Consider the following 26061-nt stretch of genomic DNA (forward strand, 5'->3'; position numbering starts at 1 on the left):
AGATAATGTATACAAACGAATGGGGAGAGTGTTACGTGGAAAATCAAACATATGTTAATTGGGACGGCCAGACTGTGAGCCTGACTTGGCAGCCCTATAAACAGCTCCATGCAAGCGACGTCGCGACCAGTGTTCATGGCTACTGCTTTCTAGATGAAAAACTGGTCCTCGTTCAAGTAAAAGGCCGAGGATTTAATGTTCCGGGCGGCCATGTGGAAAAAGGGGAAGTGCCTGAACAGGCATTACGCCGTGAAGTGTACGAAGAGGCATATGTAGCCGGGGAGCTAACTTATATCGGTGCAATCGAAGTGAACCACTCAGAAAATAGGGAATTTATGGAGAATGGAAAATACCCGAAAGTTGGATATCAACTATTCTACCGAATGGACATTACAAAGTGTTTTTTATTTTTGCGTCAATTCGAGACCACCGCGCGCATTTGGGTAGAGACCGAAGAGGTTCCGTATGTGATGAATGATCATGAGTTAGCGCTATTGGTATTAAAAGAAGCAGTGGCGAGTAAGCGAAAGCTAGATTCAAATAGTGAATAAGGAACAGCATTTACATAAAGAATTTATTGGTCTTTGTAAAAGCTTCAATAAAGAATTTCGCATCATTTTAAGTTTGGATGATTATTTAAAAATATATACAAAATCATCTATAGACGGCTACAGGAGAACCGAGAACCACGGAAAAGACTTAAGGAAAATAGACATTATAAAAAAGATAAAGGAGGCAAATCAATGATTAAAGGCCTTTACGAAGCGCATTTACCGGTCAGGAATTTAAAACGCTCCATTGAATTCTATACTAGTTTGGAATTGGAACTTGCTTATGAGACTCCAAAGCTGGCTTTCTTTTGGATTGTCAAAGGGAAAAGTTGGGTGGGCTTATGGGAAACGGATAAAGTGGAAACGCCATATCATCCTTCGCTTCGCCATATCGCTTTTCATGTGGATATAGGAGCGATCCGCAACGCGAAGGTTTGGCTGGCTGACAGAGGAATCGAAGGGCGAACGGCTTTCGGTTTTTCACCGGAAGAACAACCAGTGATCTTGCCGAACCGGCCATATGCCCACGCAGCAGTTTATTTTCATGACCCGGATGGCAATTCACTGGAATTTATCGCACCGCTAGATTTCAAGGTTGAGGAAGAATTCGACATGATGTCTTTGGCACAATGGGATCAAAAGCACGTATAGAAAATGTTCAGCTGAGCAAGCAGAAAACTACGGGAGGGCATCACATGTTGAACTATACGTTGTGCTTGATTCGAAATGGCGATGAAATTCTGCTCCTGAACCGGGAGAAGCCGCCGCAGATGGGCATGTGGAATGGCGTCGGCGGAAAAATCGAGCCCGGCGAAACGCCGCTTGAAAGTGCCATCAGGGAAACCTTTGAAGAGACCGGCATTCGATTGACAGATATGCTGCATGCAGGAAATGTTCTTTTCACGAATGAAAGCAGCCGTCAAGGAATGTACTTGTTTATGGCGGATTTGCCGGAAACACAAGTTTTGGCTACGCCTCTTGGAACCCGTGAAGGCATATTGGATTGGAAGTCAATCGACTGGATCCTGCAAAAAGACAATCGCGGAGTAGCCGCTAATTTACGTGCCTATCTGCCTTCGCTGCTAAATGGTGATTTGAAATTGGAACATTGCTTCATTTATAAAAATAGGGAAATCGCTGAATACACAGCGGCAGCACTTTCAGAACCAATAAAAGCTTAGAGAGGAGTGGATTCAATGAATTTCAAGCCGATCAATTTCAATGAAAAACTTTTGAAATTCGACGATCTATGGTCGCCGAAAGTCATCGCAGAAATGAATGATTATCAATTCAAAACCGTGAAAGTGCAAGGGGATTTCGTCTGGCATAAGCACGAAGAAACTGATGAAGTGTTCATTGTGTTAGAAGGAGAACTGGCCATTGAATTCCGGGACGGAAAAGTGGAATTGAAAGCAGGCGAAATGTTTGTCGTTCCAAAAAATACAGAGCACAAGCCATTTGCGAAAACGCAAGCGAGCATCTTGCTGGTTGAACCTAAAGGCGTCGTCAATACAGGCGATATTCAAAGTGGGCAGACGGCAGAAAATGATGTGTGGATCTAAACGGGTTTTTCATGAAATTTACGCTTTCGTTGCGTAAAATGCGGTAAAATAACAGCATACTTTATTTTAGGACGTGATTTTCTTGCCGGATTGGACTTATCATACGATGTTTGAACCCGCACTTTCCCGCTTGCCGGCAAAAACCGGGAGAGAATTTATCCATAAAGGCATGCATCGGATCGCCTCGATTCCCGGCGGAAGCAAACTCATCGAATACTTGGGGCACACGGCTCCAGCCAAGCAGCTGGAAACGGAGATTTTTGGTTTAAAGATTGCCAACCCCGTCGGCTTGAGCGGGAAAATCGATCCCTTGCTTTCCGGAACCAAGGCATTCAGGCATTTGGGAATGGGCTTTATCGAGATCGGCCCGGTGTCGTGGGAGCCGGTGGAAGCGGGTTCACCGGAATTCATTGACTCAAAAGATAAGTTGCTTTTTCCATACCATCTGGAATCACCCGGTCTCAAGCGAACGATCGAGAAGCTCGAGAAGCTGAAACCGTTCGACAAGCCGATTTTCATCCGGCTAGGGAAAAGCGGTTCTTTTGAACAAACGCGTTCTTTATTGAACAAGCTGTCCGCGTATGGAGATGCTTTTGTCATTGAAGAGCCGTTCAGCGAGGAGCAGCGGCAGTCTTTAAAGGAAGCAGTCGGCAGCAAGCCGCTATTATATGCCAGTTCAGCGGATGAAATCGATTCAGCTGTTATGGGACTGGCAGCTAATGAAACATGCATAGACGGAATCGTCATCGATGAACTGGGAATAGACACGGGCGAAGGCATGGAATATCCGATCGAACAAACTGGACTGCTGGCTGAACAAGTGTCTGCCATTCGGCAGCACAGTACAATTCCGATCATCGTCTCAGGCGGAATCGCTGAACCGAAAGACGCCCTGGCTTTATACGGGGCAGGAGCGGATTTGGTGATGCTCTCTAGCGGCTATGTCAGGACCGGCCCCGGTTTGCCGAAGCGCATCAATGAAGGATTGCTGGATCAACGAATAACGGCGCCTCCTATGTACGATGGCTGGATTTGGCATTGGCTATTCGGATTGTTCATGTTCCTCGGCGGAGCAGTGGCAATGCTTGTCAGCATGACCATCGTCCTCATGCCTTATGACGAGGCATTTTTGAATTTATCGAGAGAAGAACTAATTGCGATCAATCCGAATATTTATCATTTCATGCAGCATGACCGGATGACCGTCGCCGGCACGATGGTTTCCGGCGGCATTCTCTATATGCAATTGGCGAGGCACGGTGTCCGTCATGGTTTGGAATGGGCAAAACGCGCGATTCACATCGCAGGGGTATTAGGGTTCCTCGGTATTTTATTATTTATCGGATTCGGTTATTTCGACTGGCTCCACGGTATTCTTTGGCTTGTTTTGCTTCCGTTTTTCTGGAAAGGCTACCAGGCATCCAAAAACCATAGCGAACATTCGTCTTCGCGCAACCGCACGAACCACCAAGCCTGGAAACGCAGCTTGTGGGGACAGCTGGCGTTCGTCGCACTTGGATTTGCGCTCGCAGCAGCCGGGCTTGTCATTTCGACAATCGGCGTGAACGGCGTTTTCGTCCAAACTGACATCGCCTATATCTGCATGAGCCCTGAACAAATCGCTGCCATCAACGAACGGCTCATTCCTGTAATCGCGCATGACCGGGCGGGGCTTGGCAGCGCCTTGATCAGTGTGGGGCTGCTTGTGTTGATGCTCGCGTTATGGGGATTTCAGGAAGGGCAGCGATGGGTCTGGTACACGTTCCTGTTCGGCGGGCTGCCGGCGTTTGGGGCGGCCATCATCATTCATTACGTAATCGGCTATACGAGCTTTATTCATATCCTGCCGGCGTATGTAGCCTTAGTGCTGTTCGCAAGCGGATTGATCTTGTCCAAAAAATTCTTTTTCATAAAATAGCAACTTGCCGGTGAATGAGCCGGCAAGTTTTTTTGCATAAAAAAACAGCCTCAAGGGCTGCTTATCGTCATCAATAATTTTTCGATACTTGATGTGGTGCTGCAGGTTCTGGGTTGTAAGTTGAATTTGTTGATTCTTGGTTTTTCTTCTTATCCAAATATTTCATCAAGCCGGCTGCGTTATTGCTGTACTGGTTGACTTGGAAACGGTTGGCAGGGTCGTCTTCGACTTTTTTCGAAATGCCCGACGTGATGCTGCGGACCACCGAATTCATGTCGATGACTGAATTGATCGTTCCTTTCGCCCCATCAACCAGGACGGCCACTTTCTCGGATTTCTGCTGGATGTCTTCTTTCAATTCATTTGTCGTATGCTGCAAATGAGTCGTCTCAAGCATTAGCTTGTCCATGCGGCCTTTCAAGTTATCTGCCGAACCTTTCATTTCTTTCATCGGCTCCTTGATGCCGGATAGCAGCATCACGACACCGACGACGGCGACGATCAGGCCAAGGACAATGATACCAAGTGCTATGTAAAGCCAGATAATCGGATCCATATAAACTTCCTCCTTTTTGGTTTGTGTATTAAGCCATACCCGTTTTAGGCAGTCTTTAACACAAAATCCAAGGAGAACAGTCAAGCTTGGCGGATTCGTTTTGGCAGAACGCCGGTATTTTCTAGGCCAATTGACTTTTTGCTTGTTCAATTAGGAAAATTCGGCTCCGCTCCATAAATCACTGACAAAATTTTAGCAATGAAGCTGCTGATCCTGCTTTACTGGCGTTATCGAGAATCAGCGGATAAGATAAATGCAATATAGCCGACGTCATGGCTGAAATTCCAATCCATGAAAACTTCATCGATGTTCCTCTGTAGAGAGTGGTTCAAAGGGGCTGCTTTAAGAAGTTTCCGTTCAAGAGGGCGTTTGGTCAATTTGAGGATTTCAGAGAAGCCTCCCTCTATCAAAGCTTTCTCAATCCCCACCAAAATGCCGCTGCGCTTCAACAATAATGTTCGATTGCTCATCCACAAGGTCTCGATGCTGTCCGGTATACGCCCGGCTTCTTCACTGACGCGTTCTACTTGTTTATGGAAAATATCACGCTCTCCATCTTCCGGCCACCCTAATGGATCTATGAGGTGATCATCACACATCACGCCGATAAATATGCCGCTTTTAAGCGCCAAGTTCCAATCGGCATATAACTCGGTGAATTCCAGCTGGGTAATCGTCAAAAGTTCACTTAAAATTTCAGCCTTCAAGGCATTGAACATGAAATCTCTCGTTTCCAACACGCGTTTGTCCTCTTCTTGATCAAGCAAAATCTTTTCCATAGGACTGACAAACCCTCTGAAATGTATTGTGATATATGGCCTTTTGATGGTGACGTAAACAGAAGCAGGCCCTTTTCCGAAATGCTGGCGGAGTAGGTTGGAAATATAGCCCGAAACTTCTGATTGAATTGGTCTTGCTTCCTGCATAATAACTGTCTCCTTCCCGGCACGCGACGGCCGGCTAGTTCTTTGCTTTTCGCTCGCTCTTCTTAACGCGCAGAAAAACGGGTTTTACCTGCAGTTCTTCATTCCGATTCAAATTTCAGTCAAACTTAAACGGAAAAAGCTGCATTATTGGATAAATGGAAATGAAAAATCCACCTTCTACAGGCCTTCAGCCTACTTAACTTGACGGATATAAAATAAAAAAAGACGCCAAAAAGAATGATTCATTCTCTTTGGCGTTATTCCCAGCTCTATTGTCAGGTTTATACTCTGCGCAATTCCAATATGGCAGCCCATGCTGCATTTTTACAATCCCATTTAACTAACTGTTATGAAGCCCGCTTCATAGTCGCGGGAGATGATTCAACTACTGTATAAAGAATTATAGCGAGAAAGGGAAAAAATTTCAAGGCGCTATTCAGGAAAGCGCTCATGCTTCCCGAACTGGCTAAAGGGAGGTTTCTGCAAACAATGTTGGAAAGCCTATCGATTTCCTCATTTGCTAACTAGGTTCCATTGTGGATGGGAAAAAGAGCTTAGTTATAGATCGTTTGATAAGCCTTCATGAACTTCTTGTCAATCCGCTGCTTGAGTTTCCATGGGAATTTGCCGTGCATGCTCCATCGTCCGTAAGTCAAAAAAGCTTCGCCGCCGCCCGTGGAGAGGATTGCGACATAGCGTTTTTGCGGAATGAAGGAAGACAATGGATTTCCATCGAGAAAATTCAGGAGGTTGTCCCACAGCACGGGTCCTTGGCGAACCGCATAGACCCCGTTTTTTGCAAGGTCCGGATAGCGGTCAATCGAGATGCAATCGCCGGCACCGAAGACCTCGGCGTAACGGGTCGATTGAAGTGTTGAATGGACAGCTAAAAATCCGTCGCGGTCTACTGGCATGCCTGAATGCTCGAATAAATCAGGGCTTTTCGGGCCAGTCAGCCAAAGAACATCTGATTGGGGATAGGAGGCACCGCTTTTTGCGGTCACAGAATTTCTGTCGATATCGTCTATCGTTACATCCGTGAAAAACGGCAGCTCTTTTTCGCGCGCAATCGCCTCGATTTTTTTGGAAGCAGTTGCTCCTTGAGCTGATAGCAGCGCACCCGAACTCAATAGCAGAGGAACGGCTGTGAAATGTCGCCGCTTTCGCCAAGCTTGTACAGAAAAGGCCAGTTCCACGCCCGATGCGCCGCCTCCGACAATGACAGGCTTAGCAGATTCACGGAATTTCAGCAATTGTTCCGGAAAATGATAGTTCGGCTTGATCGGTGAGATGTATTTTCGCAGCGTTTCTGGGCTATTCGTTTGTGAACCGATGTCAAAAGAGACAGCATCGTAAGGATAGGCCTTGCCACTCTGGCCTATCAGGATGCGGGATTTCGGATCGATGGCACAGATGGCATCTTGATAGAAAGCCGAGCCGATTTTTTCGGCGAGCCGTTTTAAATCGATGCGGATCTCATCCAAATCATAGAGACCTTCCGTGAATCCAGAAAACATCCCTGAATAGTATTGGTAGACCGCAGGCGAGACGAGCACCAGTTGCACATCTTCCCGCGGTTTTTTGGCGAATTGGGAGAGCGCATGCAAATGGGCATGGCCGCCTCCAACCAAGACGATAATCTTCATATTGAACACTCCTTACGACAGAATCCGTTTGGCCTCAGCCATGCGCTGAAAGATGGTAAAAATCTGTACGGCGATAAACAATAGCGTAATCGCCGTTAAATATGGAGAAAAAATGATCATTAACGTAAACAGGATAAAGCCTTCGGTCCGTTCTGCAAGCCCGGCTTGGTAGTAGAACGATTTCGTTCCCTGTTTTTCGGATAATGCCCCGACGGTCAAGAAGATGGTCATGGCAACGATGATCGATGCACTTAGCAGCAGCAAAGCCCACATCGAGTCTGGAAAGCGAAAAGCCAGCCCTAAAATCACGCTGATTTCCACGAGCCGGTCGAAACTGATGTCGAGCAGTGTGCCCCAGGGAGACGGTTTTGTTTTTCTCGCCATTGTCCCATCGACCACATCCAAGAAGCCGGATAGCCAAAGCGCGATAAGTGCCAAGGCTGGCTGATTCAAGTAGATGAAGACACCTGATGACAAGCCAATGGCAAATGCCGTCTTGGTCACCCCGTCAGCCGTCCAGCCTTTTTTCAATAGATAATCGGCAGTCTTGTCTACTGCCGGTTGTACGTGTTTTCTGGCATATGTATCAAGCATCGATGTCACCTTTTCCTGTTGAGGATGTTATCAGTATATAACAACCCGAACGGCTGGACCCATCAAAGAGCTTAGGGTTCCGGCGGTCAATTTAAAATAGTCGATAATTCCGAGGGGTATTAAAGGAAAGTTCCTGATGCTTTTTGATAAGATGTACTTACTTCAGGAAAGAAAGGATTTGGTAGAAATGGCCAAAAAATATGATATTGCAATTATCGGGGCAGGAGCAGCAGGCCTGACAGCCGCTTTTACAGCTGCTGGATTTTCGAAAAAGACCGTTCTTATCGATAAAAATCTGCCAGGCGGAGAATGTACGTGGTCTGGCTGCATTCCGAGCAAATCGCTCATCAATATCGCGAAAGAAGTCCATCACGCCAAAAAATATTCACCTGAGCTAAAAGTCGATACATCAGAAGTATTAAAAGATATTCAAAAAGTCATTCAAAAAGTATACGCCGGGGAATCACCGGAAGTGCTGAAGGAATCCGGCATCGACTTTATCAACGCTTATGCGAGATTTACTGGACCAACGACATTGGAAGTGGAAGGGGAAACGATTGAAGCGAAAAAAATCATTCTCTCTACTGGTTCCACACCATTGGTACCGCCAATCGACGGCTTGAGTGAAGTGGGTTACCTGACCAATGAATCGATCTTTAAATTGGAGTCGTTTCCTAAAACGATGACCATTCTCGGCGCAGGCCCAATTGGTGTCGAGATGAGCCAAGCGCTCAACCGTCTCGGCGTTAAAGTGACGCTGGTGGAAAAATCGGAGCGCATCTTGTCCAATGACGACGAGGAACTCGCGTTGATGATCCAGCAGCGCCTCATCGAAGAAGGCGTCACGATTCGTGTAGGCGCGGCAGCAGTTAAAGCTGCACAACAAGGCAGTCAAATTGAACTGACAGTCGAGAAAGACGGCAAACAAACAGCGATTTCAAATGAAGGGCTTCTCGTTGCGCTCGGCCGCCAAGCAAATGTCAAGGGCTATAACCTGGAAACTGCCGGTGTCGAGTACGATAAAAAGCGCATTCAAGTGGATGAGCATATGGAAACGACCGCTAAAGGCATCTATGCCATCGGCGATGTCGTCGGGCCTTACCAACTATCGCATATGGCGAACGCACAAGGCATTACGGCGACACAAAATGCCATTTTGCCGATCAATCGCAAAATGAATTACGACAATGTGACCTGGTGTACATACACGGACCCTGAACTTGGCCACTCCGGTTTGTCCGAAGCGCAGGCACGCGAACAATACGGCGATTCGATCCGCGTCTACGAACACGATTATGCGGATATCGATCGTGCCAATACGAAACAAGGTTCGATCGGTAAAGTGAAGATCGTGCTCGACAAAAAAGGCTATATTCTTGGGGCAAGCATCCTGGGCGACCGTGCTGGGGAAATCATCAGTCAAATCCAGACACTGAAAACACTTGGCATCAATATGGGTAAATTATCCAGTGTTATCCATCCGTATCCGACCTACAGCGAAGTCTTGGTGAAAATCGGGAAGAAAGTTTATGTCGATAACTTGCTGAACCAGCCAGTCGTCAAAATCTTCAATAAAGCAAAAGATGGCGAGTTGCCTGTCAAAAAAATCGGGTTGTACGGTGCTGCAGCAGCGGCAGGCTTTGGCATCGCCAATATGGCGGTCCAAAATAACACTAAGCCAAAACTTGGCGTTAAAAATGGCCGTCTCAAGGAAATGCCTTCCACGCCTAATGCCGTTTCGTCACAAACAACTGAACGGGACAAATTCGTTCCAGCATGGCCGTATAATGGCAGCAATGAACAAGCGAAAAAGAACTTGATCGGCATGTTGAAAGGCTATGAAGGTGTGCGGATTGTCCAAGTGAATAATAATTATGTGTATGCAGTTGCTACGACTAAATTGATGAAATTCAAGGATGACATCGAATTTTATTTTAATGACGCAGCGCAGCAAATCGAATTCCGCTCCTCATCACGCGTCGGTTATTCAGACCAAGGGCTTAACCGCAAGCGCTATGATGAAATGAGAAAACGTTATTCAAGCATTTCGACACATACGCGTAATTCATGAATAAAAAGCGCATGGCCAAATGGCTGCTGGCGGCTGTAGCCATCGGCTTGGTCATCTGGCTCAGCCGTTCAGTCTTCGATGTGGAGGCGGAAGATCTCCGCAACTGGATATTATCGTTTGGATTATGGGCGCCCGTAATTTATATCATCGTGTACACGATCCGGCCGCTGATTTTCTTCCCAGCCTCGGTACTGTCAATTGCGGGCGGCTTGGCTTTCGGTGCTTGGATGGGCACGCTTTATACCATTATGGGCGCGACTTTAGGTGCAATGCTGTCCTTTCTGGTCGCCAAGTCGGTAGGAAAAAGCATTGTTACAAAAGAATGGACAGGAAATGCGGCGAAATTCCAGAGACAAATGGAACAGAACGGCTTTTTGTATGTGCTGCTGTTTCGCTTGATCCCGGTCATCAACTTCGACTTGATCAGCTATATGGCAGCAATCGCCAAAGTGCGGTTCCCGTCGTTTGCCTTGGCGACTTTGATCGGTATCATCCCGGGAACCTTCGCTTATAATTTTCTCGGCAGCAGCTTTGTTAGCGGCAATCCAAAAGTGATTGGGGCGGCAATCATTGTGTTCGCTGTTTTGACCGTTGTGCCGATTGTGATTCGCAACCGCTGGAATCGAAAAAACGGGGGCAATCCAGGCAAGCCGAATTGATGCTGTGATACTCAAGGTGCATTGCTGATGCTTGATTGAAATACAGAGAAGCCGCATAAAAGGGTTAGGAAGTGGGATTAATGAAAATATATCCAATAACGGCAGTTAGCGTCTTAGCGCTTGCCCTGTCAGCCTGTTCAAGTGAGCAGGCGGGAAGCGCGACGGATGCGGAAAGTTTATTGACGGATGACTGGAGCGTTATTCAAGAAGCGGCGCAAGGCCAGGAAGTCAATATGTATATGTGGGGCGGGAACGACAACATCAATACTTATTTGGATAAGTGGGTCGCGCCACGCATGAAAGAACAGCACGGCATTGAATTGACCCGTGTGCCGATGAATGACGCGCAAGACATCATCAACCAATTGCTCGACGAAAAAACAGCTGGGAAAAGCGACGGCAGCATGGACATCATCTGGATCAACGGCGAGAACTTCAAAGCCGCAAAAGACAACGACCTGCTGTGGGGAGATTTCACCGGCCAATTGCCAAATTTTAATGACTACATCGATGCAGATGCCCCGGAAGTTTCACAGGATTTCGGAGAACCGGTGGAAGGCTTGGAAGCACCATGGGGCAAGGCTCAATTTGTATTCGTGCATGACGAAAGTAAACACGAGACTCCGCCAAAATCGATGGCTGAACTCGCCGATTGGGTACAGGAACATCCGGGACAGTTTACGTACCCCGCACCGCCTGATTTCACGGGCAGTGCTTTTGTCCGCCAGGTATTGTATGAAACGACCGGGGGGCACGAACAGTACCAGCAGCCTGCTGCCGAGATTGAAGATTTGGAACAACGCCTCGAGCCGATGTGGCAATACTTGAATAGCATTGAGCCGTATTTATGGCGCGAAGGCGAAACGTATCCGGAAAGCCTGGCAAAACAAGATCAGTTGTTTGCGAGTGGTGAAATCGGGATGACCATGAGCTACGATCCTGCACTTGCTGCGAGTGAAGTATTGAAGGGACGTTTCCCAGAGTCGACCCGCACTTATCTCTTGGACGGGGGAACACTGGCGAATACGCATTTCCTGTCGATTCCGTTTAACGCATCAGATAAAGCAGGGGCGCTTGTCGCAATCAATGAACTAATGTCGCCTGAGGCCCAAACGGCTAAATTATCGCCCGAGAACTGGGGCGATTTGACGGCGCTCGAATTGGAAAAATTATCGCCCGAGCAGCAACAGGCGATGAATGAAGTAAATCTCGGGGAAGCGACACTTTCAATAGAAGAATTGGAACAAAACCGCTTGCCTGAATTGTCTTCAGATTATATCGACATCATTGAAAAAGGGTGGACGGAACATGTGGCGAAAGAGTAAACCGTATCTTTTGCTGCTGCCGGCCGCCGGCACGATCATCCTCCTGTTTTTCGGGGGGATTTTTGATGGGCTGCTGAAAAGCTTCGGCTATTTTCCAGCAATCGGGGAAACGCAATTGACCTTGGCTGCCTACGACAGGCTCCTGCATTCAGGCTCTTTTTGGGAATCGATGGCGCTCACGTTGCGAATAGCGGCGCTGTCTTCATTGCTGTCGGCAGTCATCGGGGCGCTCCTCGCCGTGGGCTTGTTTTTTCTCACGGATTCCATGAAAAAGGCAACGCCGAAAGCTTGGTACCGCTTGTTCCAATTGCCATTGACCATACCGCATCTGGTCGCAGGTTATATTATCGTGCTGTTGTTCATGCAAAGCGGATTTGTATCGAGATTGTTCGTGGCATTTGGCTGGATTGACGACATCACGGATTTCCCGGTGCTCGTCAATGACCCGTTCGGATGGGGAATCATCCTCACTTACGCTTGGAAAGAAGCACCTTTTGTAGCGCTTATGCTGTATCCAGTGCTGTCGCGGATCCAGGGTTCCTGGCGTGAAGTGTCACGTGTTTTCGGCGCGGGCAATTGGCAATTCGTCCGGGAAGTGGTCGTGCCCGTCATGATTCCGGCGTGGGTGATTGCCACGTTCATCGTTTTTGTATTTACTTTTTCCGCTTTTGAAGTGCCGTATCTGCTTGGTGTCACCTATCCAAGCGTGCTGCCGGTCTATTCATATCAGCTGTATACAAGCGGCACGCTTGCAGATCGCCCCGAAGCACTTGCGGTCAATATGATCCTCGCGGCTTTTACAATTTTGCTCGGACTAGTAGCGTATTACTTCAGTAAGCGCTGGAATGTACTGAAGGGGTGGAGCTAATGAAAAAACATCCACACCTTCTGTCCATGTTTTTCTTCATTGCATTGATTATTTTCGTCATCGTCCCGTTTGTTCCCCTGCTGTTGTCAAGCCTGTCATTCGGGTGGCGCTGGCCGGATGTTTTCCCGCAAGACTGGAGTTTGCGTGCATGGGAATACGTCATGAATGACGGGCGAACGTGGCAGGCGGTCGGGATTAGCTTATGGATCGCCTTGATCGTAACGGCTGTGAACATCGTACTTGCAGTCCCGGCGGCCAACGCATTGGTGCGTTATCCGGTTCGTGGCAGATGGCTGTTTGAAGCGATCATTTTTGCGCCGATCCTGATTCCGCCATTCATCTCGGTCATGGGGATCCATTTGACCTTTTTGCGGCTCGGACTGACTGAAACCGTTCTTGGTGTTGTGTTGGCGCATATCGCACCGACTTTGCCGTATATGTTCCGAGCGGTCATGGTCAGCTATCAAACCTTGTCAGCGGATTGGGAAGACCAAGCGCGCATGTTGGGGGCAGGCGCATGGCAGCGATTCTTCCATGTCGTGCTGCCGCATCTGTTGCCGGGCATCTTGGCAGGCGCCAGTTTAAGCGTCTTGATTTCCTTGAGCCAATACTTAATCACCTTCATCATCGGTGCTGGCCAGGTGGTCACCCTGCCGATCTTGCTGTTTCCGTTTATCAGTGGGGGAGACCCAGGCATAGCCTCGGCTTATTCATTGCTATATGCAGCCATTGCCATTGCGGCTTTGATTGGAATGGACGCAGCTTTAAAACGTTATTATCAACTGAATAAAGCCAGACAGGATCCGGCGAAAGGAGTGGAACCATGAGCGATTTGCGCATCATCGATTTGGAAAAGCGATATGGAGCCGTGCAGCCAAAAGACGAAGCGTCGTTCGTGCTTCGTCCGGTCCGGCTGTCCATCCGGGAAGGAGAGTTCTTTTCGCTGCTTGGGCCCTCAGGCTGCGGCAAAACGACTTTATTGAAACTGGTCGCTGGCTTGTTGCAAGCAGATGGCGGAGAAGTGTGGGTGGGGGATGAAAACCTGACAAATGTACCGCCTGAATCAAGAAAGTTTGCCATGGTGTTTCAGCAATCGTTGCTGTTTCCGCATAAAACCATTGAAGACAATGTGGCTTTTGGCTTGAAAATGCAGAAAGTCGGCAAACAACAGCGCTTGAAAGCTGCCCGGGATATGCTCGAACATGTGGGACTCAGTGGATTTGGCAGCCGCTTTCCCGACGAACTGAGCGGCGGGCAGCAGCAACGCGTGGCACTCGCCAGGGCGTTGGTGGCGAATCCGCGCGTTTTGTTGATGGATGAACCATTCAGCGCGCTCGATCCGGGCTTGCGGGAAGACATGCGCGATTTGCTGAGCCGCATCCAAAAAGAATTTCGTGTGACCGTCTTGTTCGTGACGCACGACCGCGACGAAGCTTTTGCATTATCCGACCGGATCGCGGTCATGGGCGAAGGGGCATTGCGCCAAGTCGGCAATGCGAGAGAATTATACGAACGCCCGGACACGACAGCGGTCGCTGCTTTCCTTGGCTTGCGGAATATCTTGAGCGGCACGCTGGAAAATGGCCGTTTCGTCTCTTCGGATGGATTTCTTGAAGTGGATGGCGCCAGTCAATTGGCAGACGGCGAGTATTTTATGGTCATTAGGCCAGATGCGATCATAGCAGCAGAAAATGACCAATCAAGCCATGTCCGCATTCAAGGCATCATCCAGGAAATGAAATACGTACGCGGCATGTACAACCTGAAAGTGAAAGCAGGGAACCAGCTGCTGGAATGTATTTTCACTACTGACCAAGCGGAAAAAACAACCGTCGGGGAAGCGATCGATTTGCTGGTGGACATGAAGGAAGTCCGTTTTTTGAAAGAATAGCATCACTCAAGTTAAAAGCCCCTTGCCATCAATGCGGCAAGGGGCTTCATGATTTTCTAGCTAACGGGAGCCTCTGACAATATAGGCATCATTCCAGAAAGTGTTGTGTGCAATTGGGTTATTTTTACTGATTATTTTTACAGTTATTAATAGAACAAGTGTTCTGTTTGTGGTAAAATAAAGGTACAGCTGCATGAGGGCGGTTTGGCCATTCCCTATAGAAAGGGGGTGGTAGCATGACCATGGCAGAAGCATTTTCGCTTGTGTTCACGAGTGTCGGGTTGACGATCAGCGCATTGACGCTCGTCTTATCCTTGATTCTGGTCATTCCGAAAAAAAAATAACCGTCCCATTGGCGTGGGCTGACGGTTATTTCATAAACCTATAGTGTCCAGCCGACCGCCCTCGAAAGGCGGCATGCAGCTGGCCGGATGCATACAGCATCCGGTTTTTTTCGTTACTTTCAGTATACTAAATTACAGCTATTTTGCAACTGTCTCATATCCAACCCCGCTCATAAGGCACAGGAGCTTCGATATCGGCTCCGAGCGTCTGAGCGGCAGTGTAGGCCCAATACGGGTTGCGCAGCAATTCGCGTGCCAGGAAGATGAAATCCGCACGGCCGTTCTGCAAAATTTCTTCTGCATGGCGCGGCTCGGTGATCAAGCCGACAGCGCCTGTTGCGATTGGTGTTTCTTTTTTGATCGTTTCCGCAAAATTCACTTGGTAGCCAGGGTAGACTGGAATCTGTGCCGGCACGACAGCCCCTGAACTGACATCGATCAAATCGACGTTCTGTTGTTTCATCCATTTGGTCATCTCGACATATTGTTCAGGCGTCATACCGCCGTCTGTGTAATCTTCTGCCGAAATGCGCACGAACAAAGGTCCGTCCCAAACCGCATTCACTTCGTCCAATACACGGCGCAACAGGCGGTAACGGTTCTCGCTGCTGCCGCCGTATTCGTCAGTGCGTTGGTTGGTCAAAGGAGATAAGAACTGGTTGATCAAATAGCCATGGGCTGCGTGGATTTCGATGACGTCGAAGCCAGCTTTTTTGGCGCGTACAGCGCCATCTTGGAACGCTTGGACGGTGTCATCGATTTCTTCGATCGTCATTGCTTTCGGTGTTTTGTATTTAGCGTTGAAGGCGATTGCGCTTGGTGCCTGAATGTCGCCGTCGACTGTCGCTTTCCTGCCGGCATGCGCCAATTGGATGCCGGTTTTCGCGCCGTTCGCTTTCATCAAGCGGACGATTTCCGCCTGTCCGTCGATTTGGGCATCATCCCATATGCCGAGGTCGCGGGAAGAAATGCGCCCGATCGGCTGAACGGCAGTGGCTTCAGTGATAATCAATCCAACGCCGCCGACTGCGCGCGTCGGATAATGGACACGATGCCAATCGGTAACCTGTCCGTCTTCTTTATCGCTTTGGTACATACACATCGGAGCCATGACGATGCGATTTTTGAAATGGACGCCTTTGAGCTCGAATTCTTCGAAAAGTTTTGCCACGTGAAATTCCTCCTTCAGTCTCTATACAAGAGATTAGTATACCGGAAATTCGGGAAGGCTTCGATTCGAAAGACTTCTCCTGCTTCTTTAACGATGAAAACATCCGCATAAACAGAAATCCCCCGTAAAAGTCGTCGCTTTCACGGGGGTAAGGAGGTTCTTATTCGAATTCTTTGCCGAGCTCGCGGGAGCGATTGGCAGCCGAAGTAACGCAATCGCCGACGATGCGCTTGAAGTCGTTATCATAGAGAGCTTGGAGTCCGGCTGCGGTGGTGCCGTTCGGGCTCGTGACGCGCTTGCGCAATTCACCGAAGTCTTCTTGCTGGAGCATTTCCGCTGCGCCATCGAAAGTTTGGCGCACCAGTTTCTTCGCATCTGCAGAAGACAAGCCGTTATCGATCCCAGCTTGTACCATGGATTCAGCGAAATAATAAAGATACGCTGGTCCGCTTCCTGCAATGCCGGTCACCGCGTGCAATTGGTCTTCTTCCACGACCGTCACGCCGCCGATCGATGACAAGAGCTTTCTCAGCAAATGCTGCTGTTCTTTGGTGACGAATTTGCTCCAAGCGACGCCTGTGGCCGACTTGCCGATTTGCGCTGATGTATTCGGCATCGCACGGGCCACGGCGAAATCGCCGACATGCTTTTGGATCGTCTCAATCGAAACGCCTGCCGCGACAGAGACGATGACAGTATCGCCTGTCAATTTTTCGCGGATTCCTTTCAATGCCACTTCAACATCTTTCGGTTTCATCGCAAGCAGGATGAAATCAGCATCTCTCAGTTCGGTCTTGTCATCGCACACAATGTTAACGCCATATTCATCATGCAAAAATTCCAAACGGTCCTGATCTGACCGGTTCATGACGGAGATTTCATCGGGTTTCATAATTCGCTTATTGATCCAGCCGTGGATCATGGATTCGGCCATCGATCCGGCCCCTACACATACAATTTTCATACATTCCACTTCCTTTTCTCAAAATAAAAAGCGCAATCATCCCTGTTATTCCAAGGACGAAAACGCTTGTTTCCGCGGTACCACCTAAGTTTGCACACTTGCACAACTCGATATCCTTATCGCGGACAGACGGCCGTGTTTGCACGGCAGCTCAGAAGCAGGTTCAGGAAGGGAGCGGGGGTGCGGCGTTTCAGCGTTGGCGGCACTCTCTTGTACCCATCACCTTCCGTACTAATCTTCATCTACGCTTACATATGTTATTAAATTATAAGTAAACAAATTTTATTTGTCAAATTGGCCAGCCGGCGTGACGGCGCCTGCCATTCAAGGTATGATAAGTGAATAGACATTCATTTTAAGGGAGTGGGAATGATGGAACCGATCAAAATCACCATCCCGACGCCATTTGCGGTCGGAGATGTCAATTCTTATCTATTGAAAGGCGACGCGTTGACGTTGATCGATGCCGGACCGAAAACACCGGAAGCCTGGGAAGCGCTCAAGGCCGGACTGAAAGCGGCGAATGTCGCCCCTGAAGACATCGAGCAAGTGGTCTTGACGCACCACCACCCGGATCATGCCGGCTGGGTCGACGGCTTCGACGCCGCCAAATTGTACGGACATCCATATAACGATCTATGGCTGCGCCGGGACGAAGCTTTTTTCGATTATCATGACGCGTTCTATCAGGAGCGCTTGAAAGAAGAGGGAGTGCCGGGTGATTTAATGTTCTGGATGAAGAAGATGAAGCGGCCGCTCAATTTGATGGGCAATCGCCCGCTCGATATGGCTATCAATGAAGGCGATACGATTCCGGGCCACGCGGACTGGCATGTCATGGAGACTTTGGGGCATGCCCAGAGCCATTTGTCGTTTTGGAATCCGGAAGAACGCACGATGATCGGCGGCGACCACGTCATCGCGAAAGTATCCTCGAACCCGCTTATTGAACCGCCGTATAACCCGGAAGAAGGACGCCCGAAGTCTTTGCTTCAATACAACTCCTCTCTCAGCCGGCTATTGAAAATGCCGATTGACGTCATCTACAGCGGACATGGGGAAGATGTGCGCAATGTCCACGAACTTGTTTCTACACGGCTTGAAAAGCAGCACTTACGGGCAATGAAAGTACTCGACATGCTCGACCGGTCGAGTGAGCAGTCGGTTTATGAATTGACACAGCAGCTGTTTCCACATGCTTACGAAAAAGAGCTCGGTTTAACACTGTCCGAGACGATCGGCCAAGTCGATTACTTGCTCGAAGACGGCTTGATCGAAGAACGGCTCAACGACCAGGGCATTTTCGTCTACCGGCAAGCTTAATGTACAGAGTTGCATGCACAAGCTTCAGCAGGTAAACTGAAAATTAAGAGTTGCAACAAGAATCTAAGCGTAAAGGATTGGGATAAAGTGAAAAAAGCTAGTTTATTTCTTGCAGGATTCCTGCTATTGGCAGGTTGTTCAGATGATGCCGCACCGACAGAACCGGCGGAGCCGGCAGGCAATGAAGAAGAACCGGAAATTGCGGTTGAACAAGAGGGCATGACGGAAGAAGGATTCATTACGCAGATTGGGGATGGACGCATTCTCATCAATAGCATTTACTTCTCTGTGCCGGAAGACGTCGAAGTCCAATTTGCAGAAGGCGGCGAAACGACAGAAGCTGTCATTAGCGACTTGCGCACCGGCATGAAAGTCACGACCGATTATACAGGGCCGCTAGAAGAGTCCTATCCGATGCAAGGCGAAGCGGAAAAGATCACCATTTTGCAGGACGAAGAATCCAAGCGGCAATCGGAAGCTTTGCAGGCCTTTATCAATGAAGAGCAGCTGTCCAAACTTATCATTTTGGGACAGCCCATCGTGCGCGGCGATGAAATCGGATTTTTATTCAATAATATGGAAACTGGTGATTTAACGGAAGTGCGCATCGATATGAATACACTGGAATATACAATGGGCAATGAAGAAGATGAAGAACAAGCAGAAGACACCGAGGAATAAGCCGAACGGCAGATCTCGGCAGCAGAAACCCTGGATGGCATAGAGCCATCCGGGGTTTTGCATGCACAGAACTTGTTCTTTCTATAGAAGAAACACGTTTTTTTGCATATTTCCTAAAAAACATGAAAATTTATGCGCGTCTTCCCTTGCGTTATAAAAAATGCCATGTTATTATGTGTATATTCATCGCATATAACGCATAAAAATACAGGAGGTCATATTATATGAACAAAAAAATCGTACTCGCATACTCAGGTGGACTAGATACATCGGTGGCCATTCCATGGCTCAAATCACAAGGTTACGACGTCGTTGCTGTTTGCCTCGACATCGGAGAAGGAAAAGACTTGGACTTTATCAAACAAAAAGCGCTGCAAGTCGGAGCGGTCGAAAGCTATATGATCGATGCCAGAGACGAATTTGCCGAAGACTATGCACTCATTTCGCTTCAAGCCCATACATTATATGAAGGCAAATACCCGCTCGTTTCTGCATTGTCGCGTCCGTTGATTTCCAAAAAACTCGTGGAAATCGCAGTAGAAAGCGGCGCAACAGCTGTTGCCCATGGCTGCACAGGAAAAGGCAACGACCAAGTTCGTTTTGAAGTTTCCATCAAATCCTTGAACCCCGACCTTGAAGTCGTCGCACCTGTTCGCCAGTGGGGCTGGTCGCGTGATGAGGAAATCGCTTATGCCAAGCAGCATGACGTGCCGGTTCCGGTCAACTTGGATTCGCCATTCTCCATCGACATGAACCTATGGGGCCGTGCCAACGAATGCGGCATCCTCGAAGACCCTTGGGCAACACCGCCAGCAGATGCATATGATATCACCAATGCACTGGAAGACACGCCGGATACGCCGGATATCGTCGAAATCGAATTCGTCAAAGGCGTACCGACGAAATTGAACGGCATCGATTATAAATTGACGGATCTGATTTTCGAATTGAACCATGTCGCAGGCAAACATGGCGTCGGCAGAATCGACCATGTGGAAAACAGACTGGTCGGCATCAAATCGCGTGAAATCTATGAAGCGCCAGCAGCGATGACTTTGATCGCCGCGCATAAAGAACTTGAAGATATCACTTTGGTAAAAGAAATGGCTCATTTCAAGCCGGTCATCGAGAAGAAAATGACGGAATTGATCTACGAAGGGCTATGGTTCTCTCCACTGCGTGTCGCACTTGAAGCGTTCTTAAAAGAAACGCAGGAGTTCGTCAATGGCACAGTCCGTGTCAAACTGTTCAAAGGCCATGCCATCACGGAAGGGCGTAAGTCACCAAACTCCTTGTACAGCGAAGAACTGGCGACGTATTCAACAGACGATACGTTCAACCACGAGTCTGCAGTCGGATTCATCGAGCTATGGGGCTTGCCGACAGTCGTCAACTCTAAAATCAACAAGAAAGAAGTTGCGGTCACGGCACAAGTCAAAGAGGAGGTACAGCTATGACCAAACTGTGGGGCGGTCGTTTCCAAAAGACAGCTGAACAGTGGGTCGACGAGTTCGGGGCTTCCATTTCCTTTGACCAGAAACTAGTGCTCGAGGATCTCCAGGGCAGCATGGCGCATGTCACCATGCTGTCTTCCTGCAAGATCCTGCCGCAGCAAGACGCTGACTTGATCTTGTCAGGGCTTCAGACGCTGCAGCAAAAAGCGGAGAATGGAGAACTCGAGTACAGCGTATCGAACGAAGACATCCACTTGAATTTAGAAAAACTCCTGATTGATGAGATCGGCCCTGTCGGTGGCAAACTCCATACCGGCAGAAGCCGCAACGACCAGGTAGCGACGGATATGCATCTGTATCTGAAAAACCGCGTGACGGAAATCATCGAGCTGATCGAAGCCTTCCAGTCGGCAATCGTCGAGCAGGCAGAAACGCATGTTGAGACGGTCGTACCGGGGTATACGCATCTTCAGCGCGCGCAGCCGATTTCATTCGGCCATCATCTGATGACCTATTTCTGGATGCTGCAGCGCGATAAAGAACGTATGCAGGAATCCTTAAAGCGCATCGATGTGTCGCCTTTAGGAGCAGGAGCGATGTCCGGGACGAGTTTCCCGATCGACCGCGAACTGTCCGCTGAACTGCTTGGCTTCTCAGGCGTCTACCAAAACAGCCTGGATGCCGTCAGCGACCGTGACTTTATCCTGGAATTCCTCAGCAACTCATCGATGCTTATGATGCACTTATCACGCTTTGCAGAGGAGATCATCCTTTGGTCGAGCGAAGAGTTCCGTTTCATCGAACTTGACGATACCTTCTCGACAGGCTCGAGCATCATGCCGCAAAAGAAAAATCCGGATATGGCGGAACTTGTCCGCGGCAAGACAGGACGCGTCTATGGCAATCTATTCGGCTTGCTGACGACTTTGAAAGGCTTGCCGCTTGCCTATAATAAAGACATGCAGGAAGACAAAGAAGGAATGTTCGACACGGTCCATACCTTGATGGGATCTTTGCCGATCTTTGAAGGGATGATCCGGACGATGAATGTCAACACCGCCTCTATGGAAAAAGCGGTGAACTCCGACTTCTCGAATGCCACGGAGCTCGCGGATTATTTGGCGGCGAAAGGCATGCCGTTCCGCGAAGCGCACGATGTCACCGGCAAGCTGGTCTTCACGTGCATACAGCGCGGCTATTATTTGAAAGACCTGCCGCTTGAGGATCTCCAGGCAGCCAGCCCGCTCATTGAAGACGATATTTACGAAACCTTGCTTCCGCAGACGGCCGTCAAACGCCGCAACTCACTAGGTGGCACAGGATTTGATCAAGTACATCATCAATTGGGACTAGCCAAGAAACTCATCGGGTGATCATTAGTCCATTTATATGCGCGCTTGTTCTGTTCGGTACAACAGGCAAGTTACTTGCGCCCGGCTCTCTTCCCCCTAAAGAGAGCCGGTTTTTTTATGGCGTTATGGCGCTTTGCGTGTATCCTTAACATATAGGGCGAAAGCGTGAAGATTACGGAAATGTCCATAAAGATTTCACAGGCAATTTGGCGGTTTTTGCGCACTATCTCTGATAAGATAGAGTTCGTGAGAGAGAGGAGCGTGTTCGAATGGCAACCGATATTAATTTACTTTTGGCTTTCGGTGCCGGATTCTTGAGTTTCATCTCGCCATGTACATTGCCTTTGTATCCTGCCTTTTTATCTTATATTACAGGCATGACCATGGATGAGATTAAAAATGACCGAAAAGTAATGCAGCGCCGTGGAATGTTCCATACTTTATTTTTCCTATTGGGCTTTTCCACCATTTTCATCGCGTTGGGCTTCAGCACATCATTCTTTTATGAATGGTTCGTGCGCTACGATGAATTGATTCGCCAAGTGGGCGCATTGTTCATCATCATTTTCGGGCTGATGATCGTCGGTGTCTTTACGCCGAAATTCTTGATGCAAGACCGCAAGTTCTCGTTCAAGAACCGGCCTTCCGGATTTTTAGGCACTTTCGTTATCGGCCTTGCGTTTGCGGCTGGCTGGACGCCATGCACCGGGCCGATCACAGCGGCGATTTATGCGCTCGCTGCGGCCAACCCCGGATCAGGCATCTGGTATATGCTCGCATACGTCCTCGGCTTTGCGATTCCATTTTTCGTTTTGTCGTTTTTCGTTACCCGTCTCGGCTGGCTGCGCAAGCATCACAGCACGATTATGAAAGTCGGCGGATTCGTCATGATTGCGGTAGGAATCTTGCTGTTCTTTGACGGCATGACGTACATCATCCGTATTTTGAGCCCGATTTTCGGGGATTTCCAAGGATTCTAAAAAGTAGGTGACGAGATGGAAACCATTTCTTCAATGGATCAATTCCAACAGAAAATAGAAAGCAGCGAATCGTTTCTGCTATTCGTCAAAACCGACCATTGTTCAGTATGCGAAGGGCTGAAGCCGCAAGTCGAGGGATTGGAGCCGAATGCATCTATTCCATTCTACTTGGTGAATGCAGCGCGTGTTCCGGAAATCGCCGGGCAGTTGATGCTGTTTACGGCGCCTGTGGTCATCCTTTTCAAGCAAGGGAAAGAACAGCTGCGCTTTGCCCGTTTCGTGCGCATGGATGAGTTGGAGAGCCGCCTCGGCGAATTGGAGGCAGAATTGAATGGATGAATTATTCAATAGCATCCCGCCAGCCATTTTCTTGGCCGTGACGACCATCGGCGCGCTCGTCATGGGTACGCTCGCTATCATTGTCCGATCAAAATCGGCAAAAAAGCCGGCATCGGTCAAAAAGATCATTTTGCCGCCTTTGTTCATGTCGACCGGAGCTTTGATGTTCATTTTCCCGTTTTTCCGGGTAGCGCCGCTGCAAATTGCTGAAGCGCTGCTCGTCGGGGCTTTGTTTTCGATCATCCTGATCCGCACGTCGAAGTTCGAAGTGCGTGATGGGGAAATCTATTTAAAGCGCTCAAAAGCTTTCGTCTTCATCTTGCTCGGGTTACTGCTCGTGCGCTTGCTGGCGAAAGTCATCCTTAGCTCGTCGATTGACGTCGGGGAGCTAGGCGGCATGTTCTGGCTGCTCGCTTTTGGCATGCTTGTGCCGTGGCGTCTTGCGATGCTGCGCAAATACCAATTGATTGCAGGACAAAAAAAACGCTGTTCCCGAATAGGGAGCAGCGTTTTTTTGTGGTTATTGTTCGAAATATTGCTCATATGGCGTGACATCGATTTCGAGTTCGGCCATTTTTTTGCGCAAAAATTTGTGGTCGCGTTTTGGCGTCGCTTGGATATAGCCGCGGATAATGTGTTGCATTTCCATTTTCTTGGCTTTTTCCTCCAGCAGGATCTCGCCGATGCGTCCTGCGATTTTCTGTTTCGCTACCGGTCGGAATAGGTCCGGTACCGGTTGGACGAGTTCGTTCAATAGCTCTTTTTCTTCGGCTCCCCATAGGTGGATCGTTTTTTCTACGTAGTATTCTTCCCAGTTCAGATCCGACAGACCATCTTCTTTTGGCATCGATTTCAGGAATTTCCGGAACATAAAATAGCCGCCGATCGCGAACAGTCCGACCAACACAACGACCCAGAATAATATGAACCATAAAAACCAGCCTTCTAATTCCACTTCGTCTCACCTCAATCATTCTCTATACCATTATAGAAGCCCACGAAAAAAAATTCACCTGAAATGTATCCTTTTTTCGTGTTTATGTCTATATAGCGAATGAAAGGGGGTGAGCAATATGGCATTCAGCGATTTTAAGAACGCAAGCATGCGCTTGACGTTTGACAACGGGCTTGATGAGCAAGGGCGCTTGAAGCGTAAAGTGAAAGCGTACCAGAACGTGGCGGAAGCGGCCACTGCCGATGGAATTTTCCAGGCAGCGCAAGTGTTGGAAACATTCGGCACGAAACCGCTTATGGAACTGGAGAAAATCTCCGGTTCAAGTATCTATCAATAATGAGGAGGAATGGGACACATGGCAAAAACATTGGAATTGATTTTTGAAACGGCTGCGAACAAAGCGGTCACCTTGACGGTCGATGAGCCGAGGGAAGACTTGACGGCGCAGGAAATCATCACCGGCATGCAGGCGATTGTCGCCCAGAACGTCTTTGAAGTCGGCGGATCGCCGTTTGCGCTTGCTAAAGGCGCACGTGTTGTCGAACGCACTGTCGTCGAATACGAAGTTTAATGAACAGGGCCTTCCCGCAAATGCGGGGAGGCTTTTTTTAGAAGGAAAGGAGGCGCTTCGATGCAGGAGTGGATGCAATGGATACAGGAACTTGGTTTTCCGATATTCGTTTCGTTTTACCTGATGCACCGCGTGGAAGGTAAGCTTGTCGCGATCCACGACGCGCTCATTACGATGAAGACGCCGTAATTCACAAAGTTGTGATTTCTGAAGCGGGAATCCGGATTGTTTTCAAGCCCTTGTTCGGCTATGATATAGGCAGTTACGAGAGTGGGGGCAATGATATGAAGTGGAAATGGGCGGTGCTGTTGTCAGCGCTGATGCTGTTTCTCGCAGCATGCGGCGCGGATGCGGTCGAAGAGTTCAATTATACCGACCACCGCGGCGAACAAATAAGCAAGCAGCAATTGGAAGGGACGCCTTGGCTGGCGACATTTGTCTTCACGAATTGTGAGACGGTGTGCCCGCCGATGACTTTCAATATGGCTGACTTGCAGAAGGAAATGGAAGCGAAGGGCCTGAGCGACTATAAAATTATTGCATTCAGCGTAGACCCAAAAGAAGACACGCCGGAAAAAATGCGGGAATACTTGTCGCATTACCCGATTCCTGATGAAAGCAAATGGCATTTGCTGACGGGCTATTCGCAAGATGAGATCGCGGAGTTTGCGACGGAAAATTTTAAATCCTTGGTCAAGAACGACCCGAACAGCGACCAGGTCATCCATGGCACGTCTTTTTACCTGGTTGACCAAGAAGGGGTAGTCGTTGGCAATTACGACGGTTTTGAACAAGTTCCGACAGCGGAAATCATTGAAGACATGCAGGAACTCGCACAATGAAATAAGAAAAAGCTGCCGATAGACTCGGCAGCTGATGGAAAACCGGTCATTGGCCGGTTTTTTCTTTTGACAAAAGATCGCGAATTTCGATCAATAGCTCTTCTTTCTTATCGAGTACTTCCGGTTCTTCTTCCGCTGGCACATCTTTTTGGCGTTTCAAGCGTGTAAATAAACGAATCACCATGAATATAGAGAACGCAATGATGAAAAAGTCGATGACGGATTGCATGAATGCGCCATAACGCAGTTCGGCTCCATTAAATGTATAAGTCAAATCTTCGACACTGAATCCACCAAGCAAAATCCCCACGCCGGGCATGATGATGTCTTCGACAAGCGAGGTGACAATTTTCCCGAATGCGGCCCCGATGATCACTGCTACTGCTAAATCCAGCACATTTCCTTTTAAAGCGAATTTCTTAAAATCTTCCCACATAGGCTATTCCTCCTTCCAATTCCCATTATACATATTCTCCTCGAATTATTATTCTCCTTCCTCAGGCTGTGCCGATTGCTAG

At 48.6% G+C, this 26061-nt stretch carries 29 protein-coding genes and 1 pseudogene; 22 read left to right on the forward strand and 8 right to left on the reverse strand.

Features of this window, described 5'->3' with window-relative positions; all coding sequences use genetic code 11:
* Nucleotides 1–35: 35 nt before the first annotated feature.
* From AUC31_RS06895 to AUC31_RS06920, 5 genes are all read left to right on the forward strand, one after another.
* Nucleotides 36–551, forward strand: a complete 516-nt coding sequence (locus AUC31_RS06895) for an NUDIX domain-containing protein (protein ID WP_237150724.1) — start codon at nt 36–38, stop codon at nt 549–551.
* Nucleotides 552–743: 192 nt separating this feature from the next.
* Nucleotides 744–1202 (forward strand): VOC family protein, encoded by a 459-nt coding sequence (locus AUC31_RS06905; RefSeq protein ID WP_058380751.1) that lies wholly within the window; start codon nt 744–746, stop codon nt 1200–1202.
* A 44-nt stretch (nt 1203–1246) separates the two neighbouring features.
* On the forward strand, nt 1247–1732 hold the full coding sequence (locus tag AUC31_RS06910) for an NUDIX hydrolase (protein WP_058380750.1): 486 nt from the start codon (nt 1247–1249) through the stop codon (nt 1730–1732).
* A gap of 15 nt (nt 1733–1747) precedes the next feature.
* The gene (locus tag AUC31_RS06915; protein WP_058380749.1) at nt 1748–2113 is read left to right on the forward strand and encodes a cupin domain-containing protein; all 366 of its coding nucleotides are present in this window, start codon (nt 1748–1750) and stop codon (nt 2111–2113) included.
* A 73-nt stretch (nt 2114–2186) separates the two neighbouring features.
* On the forward strand, nt 2187–4031 hold the full coding sequence (locus AUC31_RS06920; protein WP_418054978.1) for a beta/alpha barrel domain-containing protein: 1845 nt from the start codon (nt 2187–2189) through the stop codon (nt 4029–4031).
* A gap of 70 nt (nt 4032–4101) precedes the next feature.
* Here AUC31_RS06920 and AUC31_RS06925 read toward each other — a convergent pair whose 3' ends face one another.
* From AUC31_RS06925 to AUC31_RS06940, 4 genes are all read right to left on the reverse strand, one after another.
* A complete protein-coding gene (locus tag AUC31_RS06925) occupies nt 4102–4587 on the reverse strand; it encodes a DUF948 domain-containing protein (RefSeq protein ID WP_058380747.1) in 486 nt (161 codons plus the stop codon).
* Nucleotides 4588–4814: 227 nt separating this feature from the next.
* Nucleotides 4815–5513 (reverse strand): Na-translocating system protein MpsC family protein, encoded by a 699-nt coding sequence (locus AUC31_RS06930; protein WP_058380746.1) that lies wholly within the window; start codon nt 5511–5513, stop codon nt 4815–4817.
* Between the two features lie 554 nt (nt 5514–6067).
* Nucleotides 6068–7159 (reverse strand): FAD-dependent oxidoreductase, encoded by a 1092-nt coding sequence (locus AUC31_RS06935; protein ID WP_058380745.1) that lies wholly within the window; start codon nt 7157–7159, stop codon nt 6068–6070.
* 12 nt (nt 7160–7171) lie between these two features.
* Nucleotides 7172–7753, reverse strand: a complete 582-nt coding sequence (locus tag AUC31_RS06940; RefSeq protein WP_058380744.1) for a CDP-alcohol phosphatidyltransferase family protein — start codon at nt 7751–7753, stop codon at nt 7172–7174.
* A gap of 187 nt (nt 7754–7940) precedes the next feature.
* Between AUC31_RS06940 and AUC31_RS06945 the strand changes: the two genes are divergently transcribed.
* From AUC31_RS06945 to AUC31_RS06970, 6 genes are all read left to right on the forward strand, one after another.
* A complete protein-coding gene (locus AUC31_RS06945; protein WP_058383638.1) occupies nt 7941–9824 on the forward strand; it encodes an FAD-dependent oxidoreductase in 1884 nt (627 codons plus the stop codon).
* Nucleotides 9821–10483 (forward strand): TVP38/TMEM64 family protein, encoded by a 663-nt coding sequence (locus AUC31_RS06950; protein ID WP_058380743.1) that lies wholly within the window; start codon nt 9821–9823, stop codon nt 10481–10483. Before AUC31_RS06945 ends, AUC31_RS06950 begins: the two co-directional genes overlap by 4 nt.
* 80 nt (nt 10484–10563) lie before the next feature.
* The gene (locus tag AUC31_RS06955) at nt 10564–11808 is read left to right on the forward strand and encodes an ABC transporter substrate-binding protein (RefSeq protein ID WP_058380742.1); all 1245 of its coding nucleotides are present in this window, start codon (nt 10564–10566) and stop codon (nt 11806–11808) included.
* Nucleotides 11792–12676 carry an ABC transporter permease gene (locus tag AUC31_RS06960; protein WP_058380741.1) on the forward strand — a complete coding sequence of 295 codons (885 nt, stop codon included), beginning with the start codon at nt 11792–11794 and terminating at the stop codon, nt 12674–12676. Before AUC31_RS06955 ends, AUC31_RS06960 begins: the two co-directional genes overlap by 17 nt.
* Nucleotides 12676–13503, forward strand: coding sequence for an ABC transporter permease (locus AUC31_RS06965; RefSeq protein ID WP_058380740.1), 828 nt, complete (start codon nt 12676–12678; stop codon nt 13501–13503). Before AUC31_RS06960 ends, AUC31_RS06965 begins: the two co-directional genes overlap by 1 nt.
* Nucleotides 13500–14567, forward strand: coding sequence for an ABC transporter ATP-binding protein (locus AUC31_RS06970; protein ID WP_058380739.1), 1068 nt, complete (start codon nt 13500–13502; stop codon nt 14565–14567). Before AUC31_RS06965 ends, AUC31_RS06970 begins: the two co-directional genes overlap by 4 nt.
* Before the next feature lie 498 nt (nt 14568–15065).
* On the opposite strand, the gene namA is transcribed toward AUC31_RS06970, so the two are convergent.
* Both namA and proC read right to left on the reverse strand, forming a co-directional pair.
* Nucleotides 15066–16082 (reverse strand): NADPH dehydrogenase NamA, encoded by a 1017-nt coding sequence (gene namA / locus AUC31_RS06975; RefSeq protein ID WP_058380738.1) that lies wholly within the window; start codon nt 16080–16082, stop codon nt 15066–15068.
* 160 nt (nt 16083–16242) lie between these two features.
* A complete protein-coding gene (gene proC / locus AUC31_RS06980; RefSeq protein WP_083509133.1) occupies nt 16243–17046 on the reverse strand; it encodes a pyrroline-5-carboxylate reductase in 804 nt (267 codons plus the stop codon).
* 372 nt (nt 17047–17418) lie between these two features.
* Here proC and AUC31_RS06985 point away from each other — a divergent pair, with 372 nt between their 5' ends.
* The 7 genes and pseudogenes from AUC31_RS06985 to AUC31_RS07015 all read left to right on the forward strand — a co-directional run.
* Nucleotides 17419–18369 carry an MBL fold metallo-hydrolase gene (locus AUC31_RS06985; RefSeq protein ID WP_058380737.1) on the forward strand — a complete coding sequence of 317 codons (951 nt, stop codon included), beginning with the start codon at nt 17419–17421 and terminating at the stop codon, nt 18367–18369.
* An 87-nt stretch (nt 18370–18456) separates the two neighbouring features.
* Entirely contained in the window at nt 18457–19050 is a 594-nt protein-coding gene (locus AUC31_RS06990) for a DUF3221 domain-containing protein (RefSeq protein WP_058380736.1), read from the forward strand.
* A gap of 224 nt (nt 19051–19274) precedes the next feature.
* Nucleotides 19275–20507 (forward strand): argininosuccinate synthase, encoded by a 1233-nt coding sequence (locus tag AUC31_RS06995; protein ID WP_058380735.1) that lies wholly within the window; start codon nt 19275–19277, stop codon nt 20505–20507.
* Entirely contained in the window at nt 20504–21877 is a 1374-nt protein-coding gene (gene argH / locus AUC31_RS07000) for an argininosuccinate lyase (RefSeq protein ID WP_058380734.1), read from the forward strand. Before AUC31_RS06995 ends, argH begins: the two co-directional genes overlap by 4 nt.
* 248 nt (nt 21878–22125) lie before the next feature.
* A complete protein-coding gene (locus AUC31_RS07005; protein WP_058380733.1) occupies nt 22126–22836 on the forward strand; it encodes a cytochrome c biogenesis CcdA family protein in 711 nt (236 codons plus the stop codon).
* Between the two features lie 15 nt (nt 22837–22851).
* Nucleotides 22852–23175 carry a thioredoxin family protein gene (locus tag AUC31_RS07010; RefSeq protein WP_058380732.1) on the forward strand — a complete coding sequence of 108 codons (324 nt, stop codon included), beginning with the start codon at nt 22852–22854 and terminating at the stop codon, nt 23173–23175.
* Nucleotides 23168–23644 (forward strand): annotated as a pseudogene (locus tag AUC31_RS07015) (CcdC family protein); the annotation flags it as partial. The gene AUC31_RS07010 and the pseudogene AUC31_RS07015, both read left to right, overlap by 8 nt.
* A gap of 51 nt (nt 23645–23695) precedes the next feature.
* On the opposite strand, the gene AUC31_RS17565 reads toward AUC31_RS07015, so the two are convergent.
* Complete coding sequence (locus AUC31_RS17565) at nt 23696–24130, reverse strand: DUF2621 domain-containing protein (RefSeq protein ID WP_083509134.1); 435 nt, start codon at nt 24128–24130, stop codon at nt 23696–23698.
* A 118-nt stretch (nt 24131–24248) separates the two neighbouring features.
* Between AUC31_RS17565 and AUC31_RS07020 the strand changes: the two genes are divergently transcribed.
* From AUC31_RS07020 to AUC31_RS07030, 4 genes are all read left to right on the forward strand, one after another.
* Nucleotides 24249–24467 carry a DUF1659 domain-containing protein gene (locus tag AUC31_RS07020; protein ID WP_058380731.1) on the forward strand — a complete coding sequence of 73 codons (219 nt, stop codon included), beginning with the start codon at nt 24249–24251 and terminating at the stop codon, nt 24465–24467.
* Nucleotides 24468–24485: 18 nt separating this feature from the next.
* Nucleotides 24486–24701, forward strand: a complete 216-nt coding sequence (locus tag AUC31_RS07025; RefSeq protein ID WP_058380730.1) for a DUF2922 domain-containing protein — start codon at nt 24486–24488, stop codon at nt 24699–24701.
* A 60-nt stretch (nt 24702–24761) separates the two neighbouring features.
* The gene (locus AUC31_RS17570; RefSeq protein WP_083509135.1) at nt 24762–24890 is read left to right on the forward strand and encodes a YvrJ family protein; all 129 of its coding nucleotides are present in this window, start codon (nt 24762–24764) and stop codon (nt 24888–24890) included.
* 95 nt (nt 24891–24985) lie between these two features.
* Nucleotides 24986–25543 carry an SCO family protein gene (locus tag AUC31_RS07030; RefSeq protein WP_058380729.1) on the forward strand — a complete coding sequence of 186 codons (558 nt, stop codon included), beginning with the start codon at nt 24986–24988 and terminating at the stop codon, nt 25541–25543.
* A gap of 46 nt (nt 25544–25589) precedes the next feature.
* Here AUC31_RS07030 and mscL read toward each other — a convergent pair whose 3' ends face one another.
* A complete protein-coding gene (gene mscL, locus AUC31_RS07035) occupies nt 25590–25979 on the reverse strand; it encodes a large conductance mechanosensitive channel protein MscL (RefSeq protein WP_058380728.1) in 390 nt (129 codons plus the stop codon).
* Between the last annotated feature and the right edge of the window lie 82 nt (nt 25980–26061).

The organism is Planococcus rifietoensis (assembly GCF_001465795.2).
GTDB classification, from domain to species: Bacteria; Bacillota; Bacilli; order Bacillales_A; family Planococcaceae; genus Planococcus; species Planococcus rifietoensis.